The sequence below is a fragment of the Deltaproteobacteria bacterium genome (genome assembly GCA_020848905.1).
Taxonomy (GTDB): Bacteria; Myxococcota_A; Polyangia.
The window spans coordinates 189,237-214,044 of the sequence record JADLHG010000056.1; the positions used below are offsets into that span (position 1 = coordinate 189,237).

General features: G+C 69.2%; 24 protein-coding genes. 22 read left to right on the forward strand and 2 right to left on the reverse strand.

The features are described from left to right. Window positions 1-6: 6 nt before the first annotated feature. The gene (locus IT371_24200; protein ID MCC6750781.1) at window positions 7-621 is read right to left on the reverse strand and encodes a hypothetical protein; all 615 of its coding nucleotides are present in this window, start codon (window positions 619-621) and stop codon (window positions 7-9) included. A gap of 155 nt (window positions 622-776) precedes the next feature. Between IT371_24200 and IT371_24205 the strand changes: the two genes are divergently transcribed. Further along, complete coding sequence (locus IT371_24205; protein ID MCC6750782.1) at window positions 777-2,312, forward strand: hypothetical protein; 1,536 nt, start codon at window positions 777-779, stop codon at window positions 2,310-2,312. Next, a complete protein-coding gene (gene prmC, locus IT371_24210) occupies window positions 2,309-3,187 on the forward strand; it encodes a peptide chain release factor N(5)-glutamine methyltransferase (GenBank protein ID MCC6750783.1) in 879 nt (292 codons plus the stop codon). The genes IT371_24205 and prmC overlap by 4 nt, the downstream gene beginning before the upstream one ends. Before the next feature lie 31 nt (window positions 3,188-3,218). Here prmC and IT371_24215 read toward each other — a convergent pair whose 3' ends face one another. Next, a complete protein-coding gene (locus tag IT371_24215; GenBank protein ID MCC6750784.1) occupies window positions 3,219-4,394 on the reverse strand; it encodes a hypothetical protein in 1,176 nt (391 codons plus the stop codon). Window positions 4,395-4,518: 124 nt separating this feature from the next. Here IT371_24215 and IT371_24220 point away from each other — a divergent pair, with 124 nt between their 5' ends. The 20 genes from IT371_24220 (at window position 4,519) to gspN (ending at window position 24,733) form a co-directional block, all read left to right on the forward strand. Next, window positions 4,519-5,157 carry a hypothetical protein gene (locus IT371_24220; GenBank protein MCC6750785.1) on the forward strand — a complete coding sequence of 213 codons (639 nt, stop codon included), beginning with the start codon at window positions 4,519-4,521 and terminating at the stop codon, window positions 5,155-5,157. 68 nt (window positions 5,158-5,225) lie between these two features. Beyond that, window positions 5,226-5,528, forward strand: a complete 303-nt coding sequence (locus tag IT371_24225) for a BMC domain-containing protein (GenBank protein MCC6750786.1) — start codon at window positions 5,226-5,228, stop codon at window positions 5,526-5,528. An 80-nt stretch (window positions 5,529-5,608) separates the two neighbouring features. Beyond that, window positions 5,609-5,911, forward strand: coding sequence for a EutN/CcmL family microcompartment protein (locus IT371_24230; protein ID MCC6750787.1), 303 nt, complete (start codon window positions 5,609-5,611; stop codon window positions 5,909-5,911). 10 nt (window positions 5,912-5,921) lie between these two features. Continuing rightward, window positions 5,922-7,397, forward strand: coding sequence for an aldehyde dehydrogenase EutE (locus IT371_24235; GenBank protein MCC6750788.1), 1,476 nt, complete (start codon window positions 5,922-5,924; stop codon window positions 7,395-7,397). 28 nt (window positions 7,398-7,425) lie between these two features. Next, window positions 7,426-8,043, forward strand: coding sequence for an adenylate/guanylate cyclase domain-containing protein (locus IT371_24240; GenBank protein MCC6750789.1), 618 nt, complete (start codon window positions 7,426-7,428; stop codon window positions 8,041-8,043). Then, entirely contained in the window at window positions 8,018-8,641 is a 624-nt protein-coding gene (locus IT371_24245; protein ID MCC6750790.1) for a BMC domain-containing protein, read from the forward strand. The genes IT371_24240 and IT371_24245 overlap by 26 nt, the downstream gene beginning before the upstream one ends. A 200-nt stretch (window positions 8,642-8,841) precedes the next feature. After that, a complete protein-coding gene (locus tag IT371_24250) occupies window positions 8,842-9,120 on the forward strand; it encodes a hypothetical protein (protein MCC6750791.1) in 279 nt (92 codons plus the stop codon). 196 nt (window positions 9,121-9,316) lie between these two features. Further along, a complete protein-coding gene (locus IT371_24255) occupies window positions 9,317-10,732 on the forward strand; it encodes a sigma-54-dependent Fis family transcriptional regulator (GenBank protein ID MCC6750792.1) in 1,416 nt (471 codons plus the stop codon). A gap of 162 nt (window positions 10,733-10,894) precedes the next feature. Continuing rightward, complete coding sequence (locus tag IT371_24260; GenBank protein MCC6750793.1) at window positions 10,895-11,836, forward strand: hypothetical protein; 942 nt, start codon at window positions 10,895-10,897, stop codon at window positions 11,834-11,836. A gap of 13 nt (window positions 11,837-11,849) precedes the next feature. Next, a complete protein-coding gene (gene gspD / locus IT371_24265) occupies window positions 11,850-14,501 on the forward strand; it encodes a type II secretion system secretin GspD (protein ID MCC6750794.1) in 2,652 nt (883 codons plus the stop codon). A gap of 15 nt (window positions 14,502-14,516) precedes the next feature. Then, window positions 14,517-16,253, forward strand: coding sequence for a type II secretion system ATPase GspE (gene gspE / locus IT371_24270; protein ID MCC6750795.1), 1,737 nt, complete (start codon window positions 14,517-14,519; stop codon window positions 16,251-16,253). A gap of 4 nt (window positions 16,254-16,257) precedes the next feature. After that, window positions 16,258-17,490 carry a type II secretion system inner membrane protein GspF gene (gene gspF, locus IT371_24275; GenBank protein MCC6750796.1) on the forward strand — a complete coding sequence of 411 codons (1,233 nt, stop codon included), beginning with the start codon at window positions 16,258-16,260 and terminating at the stop codon, window positions 17,488-17,490. Window positions 17,491-17,604: 114 nt separating this feature from the next. Continuing rightward, complete coding sequence (locus IT371_24280; protein MCC6750797.1) at window positions 17,605-17,961, forward strand: type II secretion system protein GspG; 357 nt, start codon at window positions 17,605-17,607, stop codon at window positions 17,959-17,961. Between the two features lie 9 nt (window positions 17,962-17,970). Further along, window positions 17,971-18,771: a prepilin-type N-terminal cleavage/methylation domain-containing protein gene (locus IT371_24285; protein ID MCC6750798.1), complete on the forward strand. Its 801-nt coding sequence runs from the start codon at window positions 17,971-17,973 to the stop codon at window positions 18,769-18,771. Next, window positions 18,768-19,517 (forward strand): prepilin-type N-terminal cleavage/methylation domain-containing protein, encoded by a 750-nt coding sequence (locus tag IT371_24290; GenBank protein ID MCC6750799.1) that lies wholly within the window; start codon window positions 18,768-18,770, stop codon window positions 19,515-19,517. The genes IT371_24285 and IT371_24290 overlap by 4 nt, the downstream gene beginning before the upstream one ends. Beyond that, on the forward strand, window positions 19,514-20,212 hold the full coding sequence (locus IT371_24295; GenBank protein MCC6750800.1) for a prepilin-type N-terminal cleavage/methylation domain-containing protein: 699 nt from the start codon (window positions 19,514-19,516) through the stop codon (window positions 20,210-20,212). The genes IT371_24290 and IT371_24295 overlap by 4 nt, the downstream gene beginning before the upstream one ends. After that, a complete protein-coding gene (locus tag IT371_24300) occupies window positions 20,209-21,495 on the forward strand; it encodes a general secretion pathway protein GspK (protein MCC6750801.1) in 1,287 nt (428 codons plus the stop codon). Before IT371_24295 ends, IT371_24300 begins: the two co-directional genes overlap by 4 nt. Window positions 21,496-21,498: 3 nt before the next feature. Continuing rightward, window positions 21,499-23,043, forward strand: a complete 1,545-nt coding sequence (gene pilM / locus IT371_24305; GenBank protein MCC6750802.1) for a pilus assembly protein PilM — start codon at window positions 21,499-21,501, stop codon at window positions 23,041-23,043. An 11-nt stretch (window positions 23,044-23,054) separates the two neighbouring features. After that, window positions 23,055-23,657 carry a type II secretion system protein M gene (locus IT371_24310; GenBank protein MCC6750803.1) on the forward strand — a complete coding sequence of 201 codons (603 nt, stop codon included), beginning with the start codon at window positions 23,055-23,057 and terminating at the stop codon, window positions 23,655-23,657. Then, a complete protein-coding gene (gene gspN / locus IT371_24315; protein MCC6750804.1) occupies window positions 23,654-24,733 on the forward strand; it encodes a type II secretion system protein GspN in 1,080 nt (359 codons plus the stop codon). The genes IT371_24310 and gspN overlap by 4 nt, the downstream gene beginning before the upstream one ends. The last annotated feature ends 75 nt before the right edge of the window (window positions 24,734-24,808 follow it).

A 24,808-nucleotide genomic window follows, 5' to 3' on the forward strand; every position in this document is an offset into this window, starting at 1 on the left:
AGTGGGTTAGTACCGGTCGCCCGTGTACTTCACCGCGTAGGCGTTGAGTCCGAGCTCCAGGAAGACGCCGCCCCCCGCGTTGTTGCCGCCGCTGCCCCCATGGACCAGCGAGAAGAAGGGGCGCACGGCCGTGGTGAAAGAGAAGGTGCGCCGCGCGTTCGAGAACTCCATCCCGACCCGCACGGGGATATGGAAGGCCCAGGCGTTCTCCTTGCTCTTGCCGTCGTCGGACTCCCACGCGGCGTAGGAGAGCCCCACGCCGGGCGCCACGAAGAGCTCGAAGGTGCTCGGGGCGTTCGGGTGGAAGTTGACGAAGGCCTCCCCCGTGAAGAAGAAGTGCTTCTGCAGCGCGTTCGAGGCGGCGATGTTCACCACGGGCACGCTCAGGTCGATGGACACGAGGTCGCCGAGAAAGACCTTGAGCTCGATGGTGGGCAAGAGCGGGAACCACCGGCCGGGCTCGATCCCCGGGAACTGGAAGTCGCTGCGCATGTAGCCGCCGCCGAAGGCGGTGCCACCCCCGAAGACGCGGTGGCCGACCGCGTACTGCGCTTCGGCGACCGACGCGTGACCGGCCGTCAGGGCGAGCAATAAGATCGTTGCGAGGCGGAATCTCTTCATTGGCGACTCCTGCTCCTAGGCTAGAGGTGCCCTGCGCTGGGCAGAGGCTCTCGACGGTTCTACGATCGTAGCCGGCGCTGCCATCCGCGATGGTGATACGGGTCACGAGCGTAGCACGCTGCGCTGGCCTCATGGTAGAAGCCCCTCCATCGACCATGCGGCGGTTCGTGATGCGCTCGCTCGGCAGATTCCCCTCCCTTCTCGCGGCGGTCGCGCTCGGCGCTGGGCCTGCGGGGTGCGGCTACGATCCGCGAGAGGCGCAGGCGGCGCTGGTGGCGGCGGAGAGGCTGCAGGCGCAGCAGGAGGGGACGAAGGACGGCGTGGGCCGGCGGGGGAGCGTCGCTCGGATGGCCTGGGCCGAGCCGGCCGGGGGCGCACGCAGCGGGAGTGGCAGCGGCAGCGGCAGCGGCAGCGGGGCGCCCTGCGTGCCCGACGGCGTCCTCGGGGAGTGGGCGGGTCTCGAGGCGCGCTGGAGCCCGCTGTCCGGGCCCACGGCCCCCGTCGACGCACGAGGAGCCGGCAAGAGCTCGGTCGACAGGATCGGCTTCGCCGGGTCGCGGCGCGGACTCTGCGTGGCGCTCGAGCTCCCTCGGCCGGACGGTCACGCCGGAGCGGGGGCCGCTTTCGCCGGCGGCACGATCCTGCTCGAGCTCTGGCCCGAGGCTGCCGGGGGCGCACGGCAGGCCACCTCGCCCGATGGTCCCGTAGGCGTGGCGCTGCGACTCGGGCCGGGGACGCAGGTCGCGTTCGTGCGGCCGCGTCACCGCTGGCGAGTGGCCGAGACCCAGGGCGTCGTCCGCCTCGAGGCAGATGCGGTGCGGGCCGAGGTGCGGCTCTCGCTGGCGGCGTTGAGCCCGCTGCCCGCGGCAGAGGTCGCCTCGCTGCGCTACCGCGTGACGGTGTCCGACGCGTCGCGGGGGAGCGAACCCTCGGTGAGAGGGGAGGGACGCGTCGCGCTCGCGCGGCCGCTCGGCATCCCGCAGTGGGTACGCGCCATGCCAGCTCTCCGCGCCTGCATGGCGGGCCTCGCGGAGGCGCTGATCGGCTACGCCAAGGGCTGGCGTTGCGCCGTACCGACCGCGGTCCCCGCCGGAGAGGGAGGGGACGCGGCGGCGTGGCGTGGCGAGCGTCTCTCGTACGCGCGCCCGCTCGACGCACCGCAGCTGGTCTGGTTGCCGGAGCGCCTCGTGGTGGTGAAGTTCCTGCGGGCGGGGCGCGGGCTGCTCGCGCTCCTCGACAAGCAGGATCGCGTGCTCTCCGTCCTGCCTCTCGGAGCTCCCGGCGCGGCCGTCGAGGAGCACCCGAAGAGCGCCCGCTCCGGAGCCGAGGCCTTCCGTCTACCCGACGGCGCCTGGGCGGTGAGCCTTCGGCACGCGCACCGCGTGGACGAGCTCGCCGGAGGTCAGTGCGCCGGTCGCTTCCGGACGGAGCTGTCCATCGTGGCCCTGCGTCAGGCCCCCGACGCCACCCCGCAGAATCCGCGCCGCAAGGACGCGCCCGTTCCTTTCCTCGAGGAGGTCTTCCGCACCACGCTGAGCGACTGCAGGTCACCGACGTCGCGCGAGTTCGGGATGAGCTCCGACCGCCGAGAGCTCTGGGTGAAGTCCTCGCTCGAGCCGCTGGCGCCCGGCCGACGCTACGTCTACCGGCGCGGTGGCTATCGCCCCGACGCGGACGGAGCGCCTCGATGAGCGAGCCGAAGACGGTCTGGACGATCCGCGAGGTGCTCGGCTGGACGACGGGGCGCTTCGCCAGCGCGGAGCTGCCGACCCCCCGGCTGGATGCCGAGGTGCTGCTCGCCCACGTGCTCGGCGTAGAGCGCATCCAGCTCTACCTGGACTTCGACAAGCCGCTCGGGCCGCCCGAGCTCGCCCGCTACCGCGAGGCCGTTCGCCGCCGTCTGACCCACGAGCCGGTGGCCTACGTCACCGGTCGCCGCGAGTTCTGGTCCCTGGCGTTCGAGGTGAGCCCGGCGGTGCTGATCCCGCGCCCGGAGACGGAGCTCCTCGTGGAGCTGGGTCTCGACCACCTCCGCCGACGCCCCGCCGACGCTCCGGCTGCGACGGTGGTGGAGGTCGGCGCGGGGAGCGGCGCCATCGCGGTGACGATCGCGCACGAGCGTCCGGACGTGCGCGTTCTGGCGATCGAGAGGTCGCCCGAAGCGCTCGAGGTAGCGCGCCGCAACGTCGCCCGGCACGCCCCCCAGGTCGAGCTTCTCCTCGGGGACCTGCTCGAGCCGCTCCCCGAAGGGCTCTCCGTGGACCTCCTTCTCGCGAATCTGCCGTACATCCCCTCGGCCGAGCTGGAGACGCTCGCCCCCGAGGTGCGCGGCTTCGAACCGCGGATCGCTCTCGACGGTGGCCCGGATGGGCTCGCGCTGGTGCGGCCGCTCGTCGCGCAGGGGGTGCCGCGGCTTGCGGCAGGAGGCCTACTCGCCCTGGAGCTCGATCCGGCGGAGGTTCCGGCGGTCCGTGACCTCCTCGCGGCGGCCGGGCTCGTGGACGTTCGCGTGGTGAAGGACCTCGCCGGCCGGGAGCGCGTGGTGCGGGCGCTTCGCCCCGCCTGATCGCACCGCTGAGCTCGACGGATCGGGCCGGCTAACCGCCGCTCGCCACGCGCTGCACCTCGAAGGCGCCGATGTCGCCCCGCGCTGGGCTGGACGCCGAGGCCGGACGCGTGCAACCCCGGTAGTCCTCCTTCAGGTCGAGCTCGGCAGCCGGCACGGCGTCGATGGCGGGAGAGCCCGCAAGGGGCTCGAGCTCTCCGCCGGACGGGTTCGTGAGCCTCGGATCCGCGACGTCGAACTGCCCGCTCGCCGGGGCCCCCGTGTGTAGCGTCGTCACGCCGAAGGCGAGCGCGTACCGCAGCTCGTAGGGCGAATCGCTCACGATCCCCGTCTCGCCGTCGAGGAGCAGGTTGCCGACGATCACCGTGGTCTCGCTCAGGTCGCTGAGCGTGACGCCCCGCTTGAAGGCGTGGAGCGTGTTGTGCCGCAAGGAGGCCTTGATCTTGCCGACCATGCCCCCCTCGGAAAGGCTCACGGGCTGCTCGACCCGGTGAAAGACGTTGTTCTGCACGGTCAGGGTGACCTGGTGGGTCAGCGTGTCGTAGCGCGTGAGCCCTTCCACCCCTCGCGTGCGCGTGTCGAACCAGTTCCCCTCGACGGTGAGCGTCACGACGGCGGGGACGAGCGCCTCGGCGGAGCGGGCCGAGACCGCCCACGCTCCCGGGTCCGTGCCGGCCACGAAGCGGTTGCGACGCACGCGGAACGACCCCGTCTGGTTGGCTACGATCCCTCCCGAGACCTGGAAGCCCTCGATCGTGCCGCTCGTCCCCCGAAAGCGCACCTCGCCCTGGATCTGCGCCCCCGCGCAGCCGCGCAGCGTCACTCCGACGGGGATCGCCCAGCCGGCCCCCAGCTTGAGTCCGCGCACCTGCACCGTTTGCCCCGAGGTGGCCTGCGCGAAGGCCACGTCGAGCTGACCGACCTCGGTGGGGACCTCGATCACCGACACCGAGGAGGGATCCAGGCAGGCTAGGGGGGCCGGGCTGCAGGTCGCGGTGGCCGGGGTGCCATCCCCCGGCGAGCCGTCGCGGGGCAGGGTCCCCGCCTCCTCGTCCGCGGGGCGCGCGTCGCGTGCGGGGCCTCCGCGGTCTCCGTGCGAGAGATCCTGCGCTGCGCCTCCGTCGGGGGCGACAGCGCGAAAGCCCTGGCACGCGCCGGCCGCCACGACCACGGCGACGAGACCCAGGCGTCCTCTGACCCGCGGCATGGCCGGAGCTTATCACGCGGGCAGGACGGCTCCGCTCGACGGAGAAACATCCACGCTCTCTCCTTGCCGAGGAGGAAATGCCTGTGCTAGCGTACGCCCCGTTCTCGGCAAGGATTCCGGTTAGATGGCCATCACACTTCGCACCTATACCTTTCTAGATAGCCTGCAGCCCCAATTCGCCAGCTTCATCGGCAAGACGGCCCGCGGTTTTTTGCCGGTGCCGGAGATGGCCTCCCTCTTCGTGGAGATCGCTCCGGGCATCGCCATCAACCGGGTTACCGACGTGGCGCTCAAGGCCACCAAGGTGGTGCCCGCCGTGCAGGTGGTAGAGCGGGCCTACGGGCTCCTCGAGATCCACGAGCACGACAAGGGAGAGGTGCTCTCCGCGGGGCGTGCGATCCTCGAGTTCCTCGGCGTGAAGGAAGAGGAACGACTGAAGCCGCGCGTGGCGACGAACCAGATCATCCGCGCCATCGAGCCGTACCAGGCGCAGATCATCAACCGCAACTCGCAGGGCATGATGATCCTGCCCGGGCAGTCGCTCTTCATTCTCGAGACCGAGCCCGCGGGGTACGTCACTTTCGCGGCGAACGAGGCCGAGAAGGCGGCGCGCGTCTTCCTCGTGCAGGTCCAGCCCTTCGGGGCCTTCGGCCGCCTCTGGATGTCGGGCCCCGAGGCCGAGATCGATGCGGCGGCGCACGCGGCCACCGCGGCCATCGAGGGGATCACCGGCCGGCTCCCCCCAGACTTCGTGGACAAATAGGCTCCGCCCTTCGTGCGGACGTGCTACGGCCCCGGCGACCGGGGCCCTCGTGTTGAGGAGGAATCGTTATGGCTGACGCGCTGGGCATGATCGAAACCAGGGGCTTCATCGGGATGGTCGAAGCCGCTGATGCGATGGTGAAGGCCGCGAAGGTGGAGCTCGTGGGCTTCGAGAAGATCGGAGGCGGCTACGTCACGGCGGTGGTACGCGGCGACGTGGCGGCGGTGAAGGCCGCGACCGAGGCCGGGCAGCGCGCCGCCGAGCGCGTGGGCGAGCTGGTGTCGGTGCACGTCATCCCGCGGCCGCACGTGAACATCGATCTGGTGCTGCCGCTCGGGCGTCGGGACCAGGCCAAGACCGAGTCCAAGTAGCTTCAGCCCCTCTCAGGGGTCGCGTGCCTTCGAGCTGCGGCGTGAGGGCCTGAGATCCGTCACGCCGCAGGAGGACGTCGATGCAGCTCGCCAAGGTCATCGGCACGGTGGTGGCCAGCCGGAAGGAAGACGTGCTGGAGGGGATGAAGTTCCTCGTGGTTCGCAACTGCGACTTCGAGGGGACCCCGACCGGCCCGTCCGTCGTGGCGGTCGATGCCGTGGGGGCGGGCACGGGCGAGGTGGTGCTCTACGCCTCGGGGAGCAGCGCCCGCCTGACGCACATCACCGAGAACCGCCCCGTGGACGCCACCATCATGGCCATCGTGGACCTGGTGGAGGTGGAGGGGACCCAGCGGTACTCCAAAGAGGGGTTCGGACGATAGGCGCTGACAGATGGAGCTCGACGAAAAGAGGATTCAGGAGATCGTCGACCGGGTGGTTTCACGCCTCGGGATCCCCGGTAGTGCCCAGTCGCCGGCCCCGGCCCCGGTGGCCTCGGTCGCGCCGGCGGTGGTGCGCGAGCGCGGTGCCGCTCCGGGGGTGAAGGGGTTCGCGCGAGGGACGGTCGGTACGTTTCCCTCGGTGGACGCCGCGGTGCGCGCGGCGCGCCAAGCCTTCGACGAGCTCTCGCGGCAACCGCTCAGCCTGCGCTTCAAGATCGTGGCGGCGATGCGCGACGTGACCATGCGGCACGTGCGCGAGCTGTCGGAGTACGCGGTGGCCGAGACCGGCCTCGGGCGCGTGGACGACAAGATCCGCAAGAACACGCTCGCCACGCAGAAGACCCCGGGACCGGAGATGCTCGTCCCGCAGGCCTTCACCGGGGACCACGGCCTGACGATCATCGAGTGGGCGCCGTACGGCGTGATCGGCTCGATCAGCCCTTGCACGAATCCCACGGAGACGATCATCAACAACGCGCTGAGCCTCATCTCCGGCGGAAACGCGGTCGTCTTCAACGTGCATCCCTCGGCCAAGGGCGTCAGCGCCTGGCACATTCACCTGCTCAACGAGGCGATCGTGGGCGCCGGAGGCCCGCGCAACCTGATCGCCACCGTCGGGGAGCCCACCGTCGCCACCGCCGAGGAGCTGATGAAGCACCCCGGGATCCGGGTCGTGGTGGTGACCGGCGGGCCGGCGGTGGTGAAGGCGGCGATGGCCTCGGGGAAGAAGGTCGTGGCTGCGGGCCCCGGCAATCCCCCCGTGGTGGTAGACGAGACGGCGGACCTCGCTCGCGCTGCCAAGGGCATCGTGGCCGGTGCTTCCTTCGACAACAACATCATCTGCTGCGACGAGAAGGAGGTCTTCGCGGTGGCGAAGATCTTCGAGCCGCTGCGCAAGGAGCTCAAGGCCGTCGGCGCGTACGAGCTCTCCGAGTCGCAGATCGGGCGCCTGACGCGGCACCTCTTCCCCGACGGCAAGCACAGCAACAAGGACTTCGTCGGCAAGAACGTCTCGGTGATCCTGGACACGATCGGGATCCGCGTGGGGGACGACGTGCGGCTCGCGTTCGCCGTCGTCGAGGAGAACCACCCGCTGGTCCAGGTGGAACAGCTCCTGCCGGTGCTGCCCCTCGTGAAGTGCAGCGACGTGGACGCCGCCATCGAGGCGGCCAAGCGGGCCGAGGGCGGGCGAGGGCACACCGCGTCGGTCTACTCGCGCAACATCGAGGTCATGGATCGCATGGCGCGCGAGATGAACACCTGCATCTTCGTGAAGAACGCGCCGCACTATGCGGGGCTAGGTGGCGATGGCGAGGGCTATACCTCGTGGACCATCGCCCATCCGACCGGCGAAGGAGTGACCTGCGTGGTGCACTTCGTGCGCTCGCGTCGCTGCACCTTGCAGGACTACTTCCGCATCGTCTGAGGGCGTGGGCCAGGGAGGAGAGCGAGCCATGGTGGACAAGGTCTACCTGCAGGAGATGGAGGCCACCGTCGTCTTCTTCGACGTGCGAGGCTTTTCCACCCTCTCGGCGCAGCTCGGCCCGATGGACGTGGGGGTGATGCTCTCGCGCTACTACCAGCAGGTCGAGGAGGCGGTCCTCTCCGGCAAGGGGCGCATGGTGAAGTTCTTCTCCGACGCCGCGATGGCCTGCTTCCCGGGGACCGCGGGGGTGGACCACGCCGGCGCGGCGCTCGAGGTGGTACGGCGCCTCCAGCAGGGCCTGCCTGCGTGGCTCGACGAGAACGCGCGCGCGGGCTGGCCGCTGATGGAGTATGCGGCGGGAGTCGCGACGGGCACGGTCCTCGCGGGCGAGCTCGGCACGGCTCGGCTCAGATCCTACGACGTGATCGGGGCGGCGCCGGCGCTGGCGGCCTACCTCTCGCGGCTGGCGAACCGCCGGAAAGTGGCGGGCCTCGTCGCGGCCGAGACGGTCTCGGCCGCGAAGCGAAAGCCGCCCTGCATCGAGGTGGAAGGGGCCGAGGTCGGCGGGCGCAAGGTGCGCATCTATCGTCTTCTGTCACCCGAGGAACAAGCGCAGCCCGATGCCCCCCTCGCGTCCTCGACGTAGCACCGCTCCGCTCGACGTGGGGGGCGTCTCGCCTCCCGCCCCTCGCTCGGGTCCCGCTCTCGGGCTCCTCGAGCTCGGGAGCGTCGCGCGCGGCATGGTGGTCGCCGACGCGATGGTCAAGCGGGCCACGGTGACGCTCTCCGAGGCGCACCCGATCACCCCCGGCAAGTTCGTCGTGGTCGTGGCCGGTGGCGAAGAAGAGGTGGCCGAAGCGATGGAGGCGGGTCTCGAGGCTGCCGCGGCCACGCTCGTGGATCGGCTCTTCCTGCCGAAGGCCGACCCGCAGCTCGCGCCGGCGATGCAGCAGACGCTGCAGCCTCGCACGGTGGAGGCGCTCGGCATCGTGGAGACCTTCTCCGTGGCGGCGACGGTGCTTGCGGCCGACCGCGCGGTCAAGGCCGCCGAGGTTCTCCTCGTGCAGATGCGGCTCGCGCGAGGTCTCGGTGGCAAGGCGTACTTCGTCGTGAGCGGTGAGCTCGACCAGGTCGAGGCCGCGGTGGAGGCGGCGCGGCTCGGCATCCACGACGGCATGTTGCTCGCGACGGAGATCATCCCTCGCCCGCATCCAGACATGGTGCTCTCGCTCTGGCAGCAGTGACGGCTCGCTGGTGGCGGCCCGCACGCGACGGCGCGCCCGCGGTGGCGCTCCGAGTCACACTGTAGTAGGGAGTTCACGTCGCCCTGGGAGCGGGTGTTCCGGCAAGCCCCGATAGGCCCTGGCGACGTGCGCTGGCCTGCGCCTTGCGTAGAGCTAGTCAGGCCGGGCCTTCGGGTGAGCGGCTGGCAGAGGAGATACCCATGAAACGCATCGTGCTCGCGGTGGCTCTCGTCTTTTCGCTCTCGAGCCTGGCCTGTCATCCCCGCATGATCGGGGCGATGGCGGGCGCGGCGATCGTGGCCGCGGCCATCGTCGGAACGGCCGCCGTGCTGAGCTATCACGACGGTCACTACCATGCGGAGTACTGCGGGCACGAGCGGCGGTGGCACGGAGGCCGGTGGGTCTACTACTACGGCGGCCACTGGGAGTATCACGACCCAGAGGCTGGTGCCTGGTACTACTATCGCGAAGAATATTAGGCGCCTGACGCGCATAGCGCGCCGCGTTGTCGGGGCGCTGCTCCCCCCTTCGTTGCCCTTGCCATCTTGACAGGCCATGCTGCGCGCCTTGCCAGTCTGGCACGCCCGCAGCACTCCGTGTCAGAATGTCCCCGCGATATCGTTCACGAGTCGTCTTGGCATCGGCCTTGTAAGTCTGACTCGCCGAGGAGCCGCCATGCACCAGCCCACGATCCTGCTCGTCGACGACGAGCAGAGCAACCTGGATTCGCTCTCCCGCATCATGAGCCGCGAAGGCTACGAGGTGCTCGTGGCCACCGACGGCAAGCAGGGCCTCGAGCTCTTGCGGCGGCACGCGGTGAACGTGCTGATCACGGACCTCGTCATGCCGCAGATGAGCGGGAGCGATCTCCTGAAGGCCGCGCGTGCCGTCGCCCCGGAGACCGAGGTGGTGATGATGACCGCCTACGGCACGGTGGAGAACGCGGTCGAGGCGATGAAGCAGGGCGCCTACGACTTCGTGACCAAGCCCCTCAAGCGAGCGCAGCTCGTGGGGGTCGTCAAGCGGGCGCTCGAGAAGCAGTCCCTGGTGGTCGAGAACCGGACCCTCAGGGCGCAGCTCGAGGCGACGCGGCGTCGCACCCCGGTCGGCGCGAGCCTCTCCTGGCGGCGCATGATGGACGTGGTGATGCAGGCGGCGCCGAGCTCTGCCACCGTGCTCCTCATCGGCGAGAGCGGGACGGGCAAGGAGCTCCTCGCGCGTGCGCTGCACGAGCACAGTCAGCGCGCGAGCGGGCCCTTCGTGCCGGTCAACTGCGCTGCCATTCCCGAGACGATCCTCGAGGCGGAGCTCTTCGGCTACGAGCGGGGGGCCTTCACGGGCGCCGTTTCTCGGCGGGACGGACGCTTCAGCCTGGCCGACCGCGGGACCCTCTTTCTCGACGAGGTGGGGGAGATCAGCGCGCAGGTGCAGGTCAAGCTGCTGCGCGTCCTGCAGGAGGGGGAGTTCGACCGCCTCGGCGGCAAGACGGAGCGGGCGGACCTTCGCCTCGTGGCCGCCACGAACAAGGATCTGGCGGCCGAGATCCGCGCCGGCCGTTTTCGCGAGGACCTCTACTACCGGCTGAACGTCATCACGGTCTACGTGCCGCCGCTTCGAGAGCGGCGCGACGACATCCCGCTCCTCGCGGACTTCTTTCTGCGTCGCTACGCGGACAAGAACGCGAAGCCGGTGGCGGGCTTCACCCGCGCGGCGATGGAGCGCCTCACCGACTACCACTGGCCGGGCAACGTGCGCGAGCTCGAGAACGTGGTGGAGCGCGCCGTGGTGCTCACGAAGGCGCAGGTGATCGACGAGGACGACCTTCCGCGCGACCTCATCGGGGCTGCAGGAGGCGACGCGCGGGCGATCACCGTGGCCATCGGCACTCCCCTCGAGGAGGTGGAACGGCGACTCATCGCCGAGACGCTCCGGCACACCCGGGGGGACAAGCGGTTGGCCGCGCAGCTGCTCGGGATCGCCACCCGCACGATCTACCGCCGGCTGGAGAGCCGCGCGGGAGAGGCGGAGGACGGGGATCTCGCTGCCGACGAAGAGGCGCCTGGAGTAACCTCGCCACCGTCGGCGCCGTGACAATTTGGCAGCCCTCGCCGAGGCCCGGGTCTGTCTTTGCCAAATTGTCCCCGGCCTCCCCCCGCACCTCGCAGCACTGGCCAGGTTCCAACGGGTTAGGTGCTCCGCGCGGTTGGCACTCGACTTGCTCCATATTGTGAAGCCCGAGTCGCGGGCCACACGATGGAACTACTCCTCCGCAAATACTTCTGGGTCTTCAACCTCCTCGTGATCCTCGTCTGCGCCTACCTGGCGGCGAGGGGGACCACGCGACTCATCGGCGCCAGCCTCCCCGCGCCGCCGCCGCGAGCGCTGCCGATGGAGTCGAACGTGGAGCCCACCCTCTCGGGGCCTCCGGCCCGCGAGATCAAGCCCATCGTGGCGCGCAACGTCTTCTGCTCGACCTGCGAGCCCGCGCCCGAGGTGGCCGCGAAGGAGAAGGCCGACGACGCCAAGGAGCCGGCGAACAACGAGCCGGTGAAGACGTCGCTCAACCTGAAGCTCATCGCGACCATGGTGAGCGAGCAGGACAAGGCCTGGTCCTTCGCCGCGATCTACGACGTCACGGAGAAGAAGACCCGCATGTATCCGATCGCGGGCAAGGTGCCGGGCGATGCCACCGTCGTGGACATCCTGGACCGCCGGGTGATGCTCCTCAACGGGAACCGAAACGAGTTCCTCGACCTCGAGATGGGCGGGGCAGGAGACACGGCGGTGGCGTCCTCGGAGACGCCGCGCCCCGCGATGCCGAGCATGGGAGCCGGCATGTCCGACGGGTTCGAGGGGGCGGTCAAGAAGCTCGGCGAGGGGAAGTGGGAGATCCAGCGGGCGGCGCTGAACCGCGTGCTCACGAATACCACGCTCCTCGCCCGGTCGGCGCGCATCGTGCCCAGCGTGCAGGACGGCAAGCCGAACGGCTTCAAGCTCTACGCCATCCGTCCGGGCAGCGTGTACTCGCTCATCGGGCTCGAGAACGGCGACACCATTCACGCGGTGAACGGGCACGCGATGAACACGCCGGACCAGGCGCTCGAGGTCTACACCCGGGTGCGCAACGCCAGCCACCTGAGCATCAGCTTCTCGCGCCGGGGCAAGACCACGACCCAGGACTACACCATCCGGTAACAGGGACGACGCGATGAACCGACCTGTGAGTATCCTGCTGTGCGCTTTCCTGACCCTCGGGGGCCTGGGGAGCCGACCCGGCTTTGGCCAGCGGGAGGAGCCGTCTCGTCCCGCCAAGCGGCCGAGCGGGAAGGCTGCCGTGCGCGAGCGGGCCCCGCAGGCGGGGACCCCGAGCGACCGCGACGAGGAGACCACGAGTGCGGCGGCTCGGCGGCGACGGCGGCGTGCGGCGCCGATCTCTCCGCCCCCCGCGGCACCGAAGCCGGCGGGAAAGGCCGCCGACCAGGACAAGGAGAAGGAGAAAGACGCGGCCAAGCCCAAGGCGGCTGCCGGGGCCGAGCCGGGCGAGAAGCCGGCGGAGCCCGGCGCTGCGCCCGGGGAGAAGGAATTCAACGAGTGCGTGAAGATACCGTCCCGCCGACGGATCAAGATCACCCTCAAGCCCGAGTCCGATCTGAACGACCTCGTGGCCTGGATCAGCAGCATGACCTGCCGGCGATTCGTTATCGCCTCGAACCTGGCCACGCAGAAGGTGACGCTCGTGTCGCCGACGCCGGTCACGGCCCAGGAGGCCTACCGGGCCTTCCTGAGCGCGCTCGACGTGATGGGCCTGACGGTGGTGCCCACGGGGCGCTACCTCAAGATCGTGCAGGGGAACTGGGCCATCCAGTCGTCGATCCCCACCTACGGCGACGACACCCGCGACCAACTCCCGGCCACCGACGCGGTGGTCACGCAGCTCGTGCGCGCGCAGAACGTGGACGTGAACGAGCTGCTCCTCGTGCTCAACAAGATGAAGTCGCGCAACGGTGACGTCACGGCCTACAAGCCGACGAACACCCTGATCCTGACCGACGCCGGGAACAACGTGCGCCGCATGCTCCGCATCGTGAAGGAGCTGGACGTGCCGGTGGCGGGGGAGAAGATCTGGGTGGTGCGGCTGCGCAACGCCGACGCCGAGGAGGTGAAGAAGATCCTGGACCAGATCTTCACCGGGCGTACCACCTCGCCGCTCCCCATGATGCGCCTCAACGTCGAGCGTGGCTCGGGGGCGGCGGGGCAGCCGCAGACCCCGCACCACGAGGACGTGGGGAGCCTCTCGGCCTCGAAGATCATCACCGAGCCGCTCACGAACTCGCTGATCATCGTCGCGTCGCCCTCCTCGTTCGGGCGCATCGCGTCGCTCATCAAGAAGCTGGACGTGGAGAGCGACGGCGTGAGCCAGCGCATCCACGTCTACTACCTCGAGAACGGCGACGCCGAGCAGATGGCGAACACGATCAGCGCCGTGACCGGCGGGGCCCAGGGACGTCGCACGACGCCGGCTGGGGCTGGCGCGGCGCCCGGAGCGCGGGGGCCGGTGACGGGTCTTTTCGAGGGGGACGTGCGGGTGAGCGCGGACAAGCCGACCAACTCGCTCGTGGTGGTGGCGTCGAGCAAGGACTACCTCAACCTGCGGGCGGTGATCCGGAAGCTGGACGTGGCGCGCAAGCAGGTCTTCGTCGAGGCGTCGATCATGGAGATCAACGTCGACAAGGCGCGCAAGCTCGGCTTCGCCTATCACGGCGGCGGCATCACCGGGGAAGGGAAGACCCAGTCGCTCATCTTCGGGGGCGTGCAGCACAGCGACTGGAGCTCGCTCGCCATCAACCCCCTGGCGCTGATGGGCCTCTCGGTCGGGGCGCGCGGGGCGCTCGTGGACGGGTCGGCCGAGCTCCTCGGGCTTCAGGCGGACATCCCCGGCTTCGGGGTCATGTTCCAGGCCCTGCAGACCGGGAGCAACGTGAACGTCCTCTCCTCGCCGCACATCCTCACCACCGAGAACGAGGAGGCCGAGATCAGCGTCGGCCAGAACATCCCCTTCCAGGGGGCGTTCATGGGCGGAGGGTTCGGCGCCCTCGCGGGAGCCGCCGGCCAGGCGGGGGGGCTCGGTTCGCTCCTCCCCGCCGTCTCGGTGCAGCGCCAGGACGTGGCGCTCAAGCTGAAGCTCACCCCGTACGTCAACGAGAACGACGTGGTGCGGATGAAGATCGAGCAGGAGGTCTCCGACATCGCCTCGCCGAACTTCAACAACCTCGGCCCCTCGACCTCGAAGCGCACCGCCAAGACGACCGTCGTCGTACGGGACCAGCAGACCGTGGTGATCGGTGGCCTGATGCGGGACAAGGTGGACAACACCGAGAGCAAGGTTCCGCTCCTCGGTGACATCCCGATCCTCGGCTACCTCTTCCGTCACTCGGCGCGCACGATGCAGAAGACGAGCCTGATGATCATCCTCACGCCCTACATCATCCGGGATCAGAGCGACCTCCGACGCATCTTCAAGAAGAAGCTGGAGGAGCGGCGCGAGTTCATCGAGCGCTACACCTCGTTCAAGCACACCGACCCGGCCCGCGACATCGACTTCCGCCACAAGCACGGCCTCCTCTCGGAGATCAACCGCGTGGGGGATCAGGCGGAGCAGGACTCGCGGCTCATCAAGGACGCGCAGAAGCGCTTGCAGGAGCACTCGGACCCCGTGGACGCGCCTCCGTCGGCGCCGCCCTCCGGCACGGCGCCTCCTCCTGGCGCCGGAGACCGGGCCCCCGGCGGCGAGGGCGCGGCGGAGGGGGGCGATCGGCGCGCTCCCCCCGCTCCGGTCAACCCCATGACGCCGCCGCGCTAGGCCCGAGGAAGGACGATGGACGAGCTGGCGCTGGCCTCGGTACTGCTGCGGGACACCTCGCTGACGCGGGATCAGCTCGAGCAGGCGATCGAGACGCAGAAGATCGAGGGGGGGCTCCTGCTCGACGTCCTCCTGCGCAGTCGGCTCGCTCCCGAAGAGGAGCTCTTGCGCGCCCTCGCCGTGCAGCTCGGGATGGAGTATTTCGCGCAGCTCCCGCCCGAGCTGGTGGACGCCGAGCTCGTCACCGACGTGCCGATCAACTACGCGAAGAACCACCTCGTGCTCCCGCTGCACCGCTGCGACGGCGGAGTGAAGGTGGTGCTGTCGAGCCCCGGCGCGATCCAGGCGCTCGACGACCTCCGGACGGTGCTCGGGGCGGAGGTGATCCCCGCGCTGGCGCCGAGCGAGCGGGTGCTGGACCTCATCAATCGGGTCTACGCCGGCCGGACGCGTGCCGTGGACCTCGAGGAGGGAGAGGAGTTCCAGTCCACCTCGGAGGAGCTCGTCGACATCATCGACGTGACGGACGAGGCCCCGATCATCCGCTGGGTCAACTCGCTCATCTTCCAGGCGGTCAAGGAGCGCGCTTCGGACATCCACGTGGAGCCGGGGGAGCGCGAGGTGGTGGTGCGCTACCGCATCGACGGCGTGCTCTACGAGACCCGCAGGGCGAACCGGAACTACGCCGCCAGCATCGCGGCCCGCGTGAAGATCATGGCCGGGCTGAACATCGCCGAGAAACGACTGCCGCAGGACGGTCGCATCCGGCGCCGCATCGCGGGCAAGGACATCGACATGCGCGTCGCTACCGCCCCGACGGCCAAGGGCGAGCGCATCACGATCCGCCTGCTCGATAAGACCGCGGTGGTGCTGGACCTGGCCGACATCGGCCTGGGCCCCGACCACCTCAAGGTGCTCCACGAGCTCATCCGGCGTCCGCACGGGATCCTCCTCGTGACGGGCCCTACGGGCAGCGGCAAGACCACCACGCTCTACGCCGCGCTCACGGCGATCAACACGCCGGACCGTAACATCCTGACGGTCGAAGACCCGGTCGAGTACCAGATCGAGGGGATCAGCCAGACGCAGGTGAATCCGAAGATCGACCTGACCTTCGCGAGCGGCCTGCGGTCGTTTCTGCGCCACGACCCGGACGTGATCATGGTGGGCGAGATCCGCGACCAGGAGACGGCGGAGATCGCGATCCAGGCCTCGCTGACGGGGCACATGGTCTTCTCGACGGTGCATACGAACGACGCCGCGGGGGCAGTGACGAGGCTCGTGGAGATGAATGTGGAGCCGTTCCTCGTCGCCTCCTCGGTGATCGGGCTCGTGGCGCAGCGGCTGGTGCGAAAGGTCTGTCCGGAGTGCAAGGCGGTGCGGCCCCCCACCCGCGAGGAGCTCGAGGGGCTGGGGATGAGCCCCGAGGAGTTCCGCGAGCTCACGGGAAGCGACCTCGGCATCCGGGATGCGAAGCGGCCGCCGCCGCCGCGGGGGATGGTCTACCAGGCCACCGGGTGTCCCTCCTGCCTCAACACGGGTTACACCGGTCGGCTCGGGATCTACGAGCTCCTGCTGATGGACGAGCAGATCCGGGCGCTCATCTTGAGGAATGCGGATTCTAATACTATTAAAAAGATCGCTATGGAGAAGGGGATGCGCACCCTGCGTATGGACGGAGCGCGCAAGATCCTCGCCGGGGTCACGACCATCGAGGAGGTGATGCGCGTGACCCAGGAGGACGCGCTGTAGCCCCATGCCCGCCTTCGCGTTCAAGGGCCTGGATGGCCGAGGCAAGGCGGTCGCCGGCGTGCGAGACGCCGAGAGCCCGCGCACGCTCCGTAGCCAGCTCCGACGAGAGGGGGTCTTCGTCACTGAGCTCCGCGAGGCGCGCGAACGGGCGGGGAGCGGAAAGGGCCTCTCCAAGGAGGTCGACTTCAAGAGCTTCTTCGACCGGGTGAGGCCGCAGGACGTCGCGGCGTTGACCCGGCAGCTCTCGACCCTCCTGCGGGCGGGGATCCCTCTCGCGGAGGCGCTCGGGGCGCTGGTGGAGCAGTCGTCCTCGGAGAAGCTGCGGCGGAGCCTCTCCGAGCTGCGGACCCGCGTGAACGAGGGCTCGGCGCTCGGTGACGCGCTCGCGGCGCAGCCCAAGATCTTCACCGAGCTCTACGTGAACATGGTGCGGGCCGGCGAGGCAGCCGGAAACCTCGAGCAGGTGCTCACGCGCCTGGCGCAGTTCATGGACGGGCAGGTGCGCCTGCGGAACAAGATCCAGTCGGCGATGATGTATCCCATCGTGATGGCCGCGGTGAGCATGCTCATCACGGGGCTACTGATGGTGGTCGTCGTGCCGAAGATTACCCAGATCTTCGACGACATGGGGAAGTCGCTCCCCTGGAACACCCAGCTCCTCATCGGCATCAGCCGCATCACGGGCGACTACTGGTGGCTGATCATCATCCTCATGGGTGGAGCGATCTACGGCTTCGTCCGCTGGAAACGGTCGCCGAAGGGGAAGGCGGTCTGGGACCGCTTCGTGCTGAAGATCTGGGTCGTGGGACCGCTCGTCCGCATGGTGGCGATCGGGCGCTTCGCGCGCACGCTGGGCACGATGCTGGCGAGCGGGGTGCCCCTGCTCCAGACGCTGGAGATCGTGAAGAGCATCCTCGGTAACGAGGTCCTCATCGGCGTGGTCGAGGACGCGCGGAAGGCGATTCGCGAGGGGGAGAGCATCGCCGATCCGCTGGCCAAGAGCGGGCACTTCCCGCCGGTCGTGACGCGCATGATCGCCGTGGGCGAGCGATCGGGCCAATTAGAAACTATGCTCGAAAACGTGGCGGACGCGTACGAGGCCGACGTGGAGCTGAAGATCAACCGCCTCACGGGGCTCCTCGAGCCCGTGATGATCATCGTGATGGGGGGGCTGGTGGGCTTCATCGTGTTTTCCATCCTGATGCCGATCCTGGACATGAACGAGATGGTCGGCTGACCCGAGAAGGAGGCGAGAGCGATGTGGGTACGAGGCGCTAGGACCGCGGAGCACGGCAGGTGGCAGTTCCTCCTCCGGAGGGGTGAGGGAACCCGGCGGGCCTCCGAGCTGGGAATGACGCTGATCGAGATCATGGTGGTCGTGGCGATCATCGGCCTGCTGATGGGGACCGTCGGCGTGGTGGCCTACAACCGCTACAAGAAGGCCCAGGTCACGAACACCAAGCAGATCATCGTGAACGTGAAGAACGCGCTGCAGCAGTACTCGCTGGATACGAACCAACCCTGCCCGAAGGAGCTGAAGGACCTCAAGAGCTCGAAGATCATCAACAAGGACGCCAAGGACGCCTGGGGCGAGGAGCTGACCTACAAGTGCCCGGGCGAGCACGACACCGACAGCGCCGACGTCTCGTCGAAGGGACCGGACCGCAAGGAAGGGACCGAGGACGACATCAACTCCTGGGAGCAGTAGGGCAGGCCGATGGTCACGGGCGTCACGCAAGAGCGATCCGCGGGCTTCACCCTCATCGAGATGATGGTGGTGGTGGCGGTGGTGGGGCTCCTGCTCGGCGCCGCGACCATGACCTTTCGTAACGTGACGCGCTCGGACCTTCGCTCGGCGGCGAGCCGGACGGCGGCGGCGCTGCGCGTGGCCTTCGACCGCACCACGATGACGGGCGAGACGGTGCGGGTGGCCCTCGACCTGGAGAAGGGCGAGTACTGGCTGGAGAGCTCGAGCGACCGCGTGGCGCTGCGCAAGGGGGTCGAACAGCACGCGACGACCGGGGTCGAGGGCAAGCCGAAAGAGGAGAAGAAGAGCCGGATGCCGGGGCTGCCGATGGGGCTCGGCAAGGGCGGCGCCGAGGAAGGGGACGGGGAGGGAACGATGGGGATCGACACGGCCGCGCTGAAGGCGGAGTACGAGGCGGACCTGCAGCCGGTGGCTCGCCCCAAGGCCCGGTTCGCGCCGCTGAAAGGCCCCGACGCGAAGCGCGCCAAGCTCTCGCGAGGGATCACGGTGGACGCCGTGGTGACCCCGCGGCTCACCGAGCCGCAACGCAAGGGGACGGCCTACGTGTATTTCTTCCCGCAGGGCTTCGCCGAGGCCACGGTGGTGCACATCAAGAATCGGTCGGAGGAGTACTACTCCGTCGTGATGGCGCCCTTGACCGGCCAGGTGAAGGTCTACCCCTGCCGGTACGACCTGCCGAAGGAGTTCGAGGTCCCCGACGACCGCAAGCGCGAGACCCGCGCTCAGGCCTGCGATGAGGTGGCGCGATGAGCGCTCGCGGGCGGGGCGTGCGAACGGGGGGCTTCACGCTCCTCGAGGTGATGGTGTCGCTGGCCATCCTCGCGCTCTCGCTCACGGTCATCGCGCAGTCGCACCAGGCCAGCATGCGTGCCACGGCGCGAGGACGGATGCTGACGCTCGCCACGATGCTCGGGCGTCTGAAGATGGTCGAGATGGAGGACAAGCTCTTCGACGAGGGATTCTCCGACTTCGAGAAGAAGGAGCAGGGGACCTTCAAGGAGCAGGGGCACGAGGGCTTCCGCTGGGAGCTGACGATGACCAAGGTGCAGCTGCCCGCGGGGATGAACGCGGAGTCGGTAGCGAGCGCCGTGAAGGGGATGGCGGGGCAGGGCGCCGGAACGGGGGCCGCCGCACCGACGCCGGGGGGCGGGGGGATCGCCGGGATGGGGGCGAAGCTGATGGGGACGCAGCTCGAGCTCTTCCGCAGCATCCTCGAGCAGAGCATCCGGCGGGGGGAGCTGAAGGTGTTCTGGAAGGAGGGGAAGAGCGAGCGTTCTATTTCGGTCGTGGGCTACTTCACCGACCCGCGCAAGGTGGACGCGGCGGGGGGCGGGCTGCCGCTGCTGCCGGGGGCGACCGGTCAGCCGGGGACGGGTCAGCCGGGGACCGGTCAGCCGGGGACGGGCCAGCCGGGGACGGGGCGACCCGGAGGCGGGGCGCCCGCCGGTCCCATCACCCCGCGTGCGCTGCAGGCCATCCCGGGGATGACGCGATGAGACCCGAGCGCCGGGCACGTCCGCGGGAAGAGGGCTTCACCCTGATCGAGGTGATGCTGGCCGTGGCGATCCTGGCCTCCACGATGGCGCTCCTCTGGGGCTCCTTCTCGATGACCTCGAAGAGCAAGCGCAAGGCGGAGGCGATCGCGGATCGCTACCAGCAGATCCGGCTGGCCCTGCAACGCATGACGCGCGAGATTTCGCAGTCCTACCTGTCGAAGAACGACATGCCGGGGACGGTGTGGCCTCGGACCTTCTTCACCAGCGAGAAGAAGAGCCCCGTCGACGAACTGACCTTCTCGAGCTTCTCGCACGTCCGGCTGCAGGAGAACGCCAAGGAGTGCGACCAGAGTGTGGTGCGCTACTTCGCCGCCCCCGACCGGGAGGACCGCAGCCGGACCCACCTCTGGCGACGGGAGAGCCGACGCCTCGGCGGGGAGCGACCGGGGGAGCAGGGAGCGGCGCAGGTGATGCTCGAGGACGTCGTGGCCGTGGCCTACGAGTTCTTCGACGAGGTGAACAACGAGTGGAAGGAGACCTGGAACACGCGGTCGGCTGACGGACAGCCCGACCGGCTACCCACCAAGGTACGCATCAACCTCACGGTGAAGGACGAGCACGACAAGCCCCTGAAGCTGGCCACCGCCACGCGCATCTTCATGCGCGACGCGCTGTGGTTCTCGGTGGCGCAATGAGAACGTTCGTTCGCATACGCCGGTGGCTCGCCTGGCGTCCCTTCGGCGCGCGCGTGCGGCGCGAGGAGGGGGTGGCCCTGATGGCCATCGTGGTGGTCCTCGCGGTGATGACGGCCAGCACGGCGGACTTCGCTTACAACGCCAAGGTCGACTACACCTCCGCGATCAACGCCCGGGACGAGCTCCGGGCGCACTACCTGGCGCGCTCGTCGATCAATCTGTCGCAGCTCCTCCTGCGCGTGCAGTCGCGCTTCATCGATCCGATGCGCGAGCACCTGGGCGGGATGGACCTTCAAGTGGCGGACTACGCCCCGCTCCTGATGCAGGCCTTCAACAACAAGGAAGGGGCCGAGATGCTCGGCGGGATGCTGGGGATCGAGACCGCGGGGATCAAGGGGCTCGGGGTGGAGCTCGGGAGCTTCGACCTGGAGATGGAGAGCCTGGACGGCAAGCTGAACGTCAACTGCGGCGGGGGGGCGAACACCGGCGCACCGGCGGTGGTGCGCGTGGCGGCGAGCCTCGCGGCGATGATGATGCCCGCGCGCTACAACCGGCTCTTCGAGGAGCCCGACGAGAAGGGCCAGTACGCCGACCGCATGGAGCTCCTACGGGCCATCATCGACTGGGCGGACCAGGACATGGTGCTCTTCGGGAGCACGGCGGCGGAGGACTACCGCTACAACGCCGGCAAGGACCCGTACGAGATCAAGAACCAGTACTTCGACTCGCTGGAGGAGCTGCGGCTGGTCAAAGGAGTTGACGACGACTTCATGGCGGCCTTCGGCGAGGAGCTCACCGTCTACGGGGAGTGCCGCATCAACGTGGCGCTCGCCGGTCCGAAGCTGCTCACCGCGGCGATCATCCAGTTCGCCGCGAGCCCGAACGATCCGGCGCTGCAGTATCAGAACCTGGCCCTGCTGGTGCGCTACCTGACGCAGATCCGGGATCTGATGGGGGGCTTCCGGGACGCGAAGACCTTCATTCAGGCCGTCGAGAACCCGATGGGGCAGCTCAGCATGGCGAGCGCCCTGGACAGCCTGACGGGGGGCAATCGGACGAAGCCGTCGGGGCTCCCCCAGGTGCTCGGCGTGAAGCTCAAGCCGGAGATCGGCGAGGCGATCGCCGCCGGCGGCCCGCGGCGCATCTGGCGCATCGAGGGGAGCGCGGAGGTGGGGCGGGTGAAGAAGAAGATCTCGGCGGTGTGGGACACCAAGCATATCTCCATGCAGGCCGGCCGCCACAACATGGGGCCGGGCGGCTACCTGTACTGGCGGGAGGAGTAGACCATGGCCCAGCGAGTGCTCGGGATCGACCTGGGCGCACACGCGGTGAAGGTGGCCGAGCTCGAGGTGGGCTTCCGGACCGCCACGCTAGCGCACCTCGGCACCGTCGACGTGGTGCCCGACGTGGGAGACGTCACGGGGCGCAGCCTGGAGGCGCTCGGAAAGCTCCCGGCGCCGGGCGAGGGCGACGGCGTGGCCTTCGGCATCCCCGGGGAGCGCGTGCTCCTGCGACTCTTGAACGTGCCCGCGACCGACGCAAAGAAGCTGCAGGCGCTGATCGGCAACGAGCTGGCGGACGACATCCCCTGGGAGCTCGAGGAGGTGACCTACGACCACCAGATCCTCGGCGAGCCGGCCGGCAAGGCGCTGGTCGTGGCCACGCGCAGCCAGGACCTGAGGGAGGTGCTCGAGCGGCTGGCCGCGCTGCGCATCGAGCCGCGAAACCTCCTGGTGAGCCCGCTGGCCTACGCGCACCTCGTGCGCCGCGTACGCCCCATTGGCACGGTGGTGGTGCTGGACCTCGGGCACCTTCGGACGAACCTGTGCGTCGTCCACGACGGACGCGCGCTTGCCGGGCGGACGATCTCGAGGGCGGGGCACCAGCTCACCGAGGCGCTGCGTCAGGGGCTCCAGGTCGGCTACGACGAGGCCGAGCGGATCAAGGAGGCGCACGGCGTCGTGTCGTCGCAGCCCGACGAGCTGCCGGCCCACGAACGTCCGGTGGCCGAGATGCTGGGGCGGGCGCTCGCCCCGCTGGTGCGGGAGATCAAGCAGAGCCTGTGGGTCTACGGGGCGCAGCTCAAGTGCCGGCCGGAGGCGCTGTTCGTCTGCGGGGGGACCTCGCTCCTGAGGGGGCTCGACGGCTACCTCGCCGCGGAGACGGGGCTGCCGGTGGAGCGGCTCTCGGCCGCGAGCGACCCGGAGCTCCCCGAGACCGGACTCACCGCCGAGGGAGAGGCGGTCGGGACGCTGGCAGTCAGCCTGGCCCTCGGCTTCGGGCGGCGCGGCGAGCTCGACTTCCGGCAGGGCGAGTTCGCCTTCAAGAAGACGAGCTCGATCTTTCGCGACAAGCTGTGGCAGTTCGTGGCGGCCGGCGTGACGGTGCTGCTCTTTGCGGCGCTCGGTTCGTACGCCTCGCTGTACGCCTTGCGCAAGGAGGAGGCGGCGCTCCAGCTCCGGTTGCGGCGGGCGACGCGCGAGGTCTTCGGCGAGGTGATGACGAACCCGAAGAAGGTCTCTCGCGCGCTGCGAAGCGGAGCGAAGGCGAGCGGGGGCGCGATCCCGTCGAAGAGCGCGATGGACGTGTTCGAGCTGATCTCGAACAACGTGCCCTCGGCCAAGGCGGTGAAGCTCGACGTGACGCGGCTGGATATCAAGCCGGGCAAGGCGTACCTGACGGGAACGGCCGATTCGCGGAGCGCGATCGGCGAGGTGGTCAAGGCGCTGAAGGACGTGAAGTGCTTCAGCGACGTGGCGACGGGGACCATCTCCGAGGTCGGCGGGGAGAAGAAGCAGTTTTCCCTGACGATCACTACGAGCTGCTTCTAGAGGTGATGGCGATGGCGTTCGGTGGACGTTTGGACGAGCTCAAGGCCTCTTTCGAGCGGCTCTCCGCCCGCGAGCGGTTGATGGTGCTCGGACTCGGGCTCACGGTCGCGCTCGGGGTCGTCGTGGGGGTCGGCTATTGGATCGGCTCGAGCCTCGACGAACTCGAGGAGCGGAACGCGGATCTCCGCAAGGCGCTCAAGGACGTGGCCCAGTATCGCGGGGCGTACCTGCAGCACCGGCGGCGGCTCGCGGCGCTCGAGGTGCGGATGTCGCGCACGCCGCTCGAGCTCAACAGCTACGTCGAGAAGGCGGCCTCCTCCGTCGGGGTGAAGATCGACGAGTCGGGCGAGATGTCGCCCTTGCCGGGTGACCAGTACGTGCAGCGGGCTCTCGAGGTGAAGCTTCGCAAGGTGAACATCGCGCAGCTCGCGGCGCTTCTGAAGAAGCTCGAGGAGGAGCCGGCGCACATCGTGCAAGTCACGCGGCTCAGCGTGAACACCCGGTACGGGCAGAACCAGGACCTGGACGTGGAGCTGACGGTCTCGACCTACGACCGCGCGCCTGCGGGCAAGGGGAAGGAAGCCGGGAGCGACCGCAAACGGGAGCCCTCATGAGGAACGTGCTCTCGAAGGTCGCCATTTGGGTGGGGTACCCGCTCTTCGCGGCGGCGAGCTTTCTGACGTTCGTCTACGTCACGTTCCCTTACGACGCGGTCAAAGGGTTGATCGAGGACTACGCGGCGGTTTCGGGCGACGTGGAGGTGCGCATCGGTGACCTCGGGCCGAGCCCGCTCTTCGGCGTGACGGCGCGAGAGGTCTCGGTGCGCTTGACGCCGCCCGCGCCGCCCCCCCCGCCGCCGATGCTCGGCACGGCCACCGAGGGGCAGCCAGCCCCGGAGCCGCCCGCGAAGCCGAAGCCGGTGCGCATCGTGCTCGAGGAGGTCACCGTCAGCGCGGGGCTCCTGGCGCTGCTCTCGGGGGGGACCGACATCTCGTTTTCCGTGCTGGGGATGGGGGGCAAGCTGAGCGGGCGTTACACCATGGAGAAGAAGCGCGGCTGGACGCTCGAGGCCGAGGCGAAGGAGCTGGACCTGGGCGCCCTCCCGAGCGTCTCGGCGGCCATCGGGCTCCCCGTTCAGGGGAAGCTCTCGGCGAAGGTGGACCTCCAGGTACCGCTGCACCGCCTGGCGAACGCCTCGGGGAGCATCGAGCTCGAAGGCGAGGGGCTCTCCATCGGGGACGGGAAGGCCAAGCTGAAGGTCCCCGGGGACCCCATGCTGGCCATGGGGGTGACGCTGCCGCGCGTGAACCTGGGAAAGCTCGGCGGGCAGCTCAAGATCGAGAAGGGAGAGCTAACCCTCGACGGCTTCGCGTCTCAGTCCCCCGACCTGGAGCTCGCGCTCGAGGGGAACGTGAGCCTCCGCGAGCCGCTCGCCTACTCGACGGTCTCCGCGTACCTGCGCATCAAGGTCAACCCGGAGCTGAAGCGCAAGGACACCAAATTCGAGATCCTCGAGAACAGCCTGCAGGCGGGGAAACGCTCCGACGGCTACTACGGCATGCGGCTCTTCGGCATTCTCAAGCGGCTCGATCGGCAGTTCTCGCCCCTCGGGCCTGGCGGGCGCGGCGGCGGCACGGGCGGCGGCGGCGCGATGCCGCGCATGCGCTACCCCGGAGCGGGTCTGCGGTAGCCTCACGCGGCGGTCCCGCAACTCGCACGTTCCTCCTTCGATAAGCGATCTGCTTTCGTGCCTCACAGCGAAGGG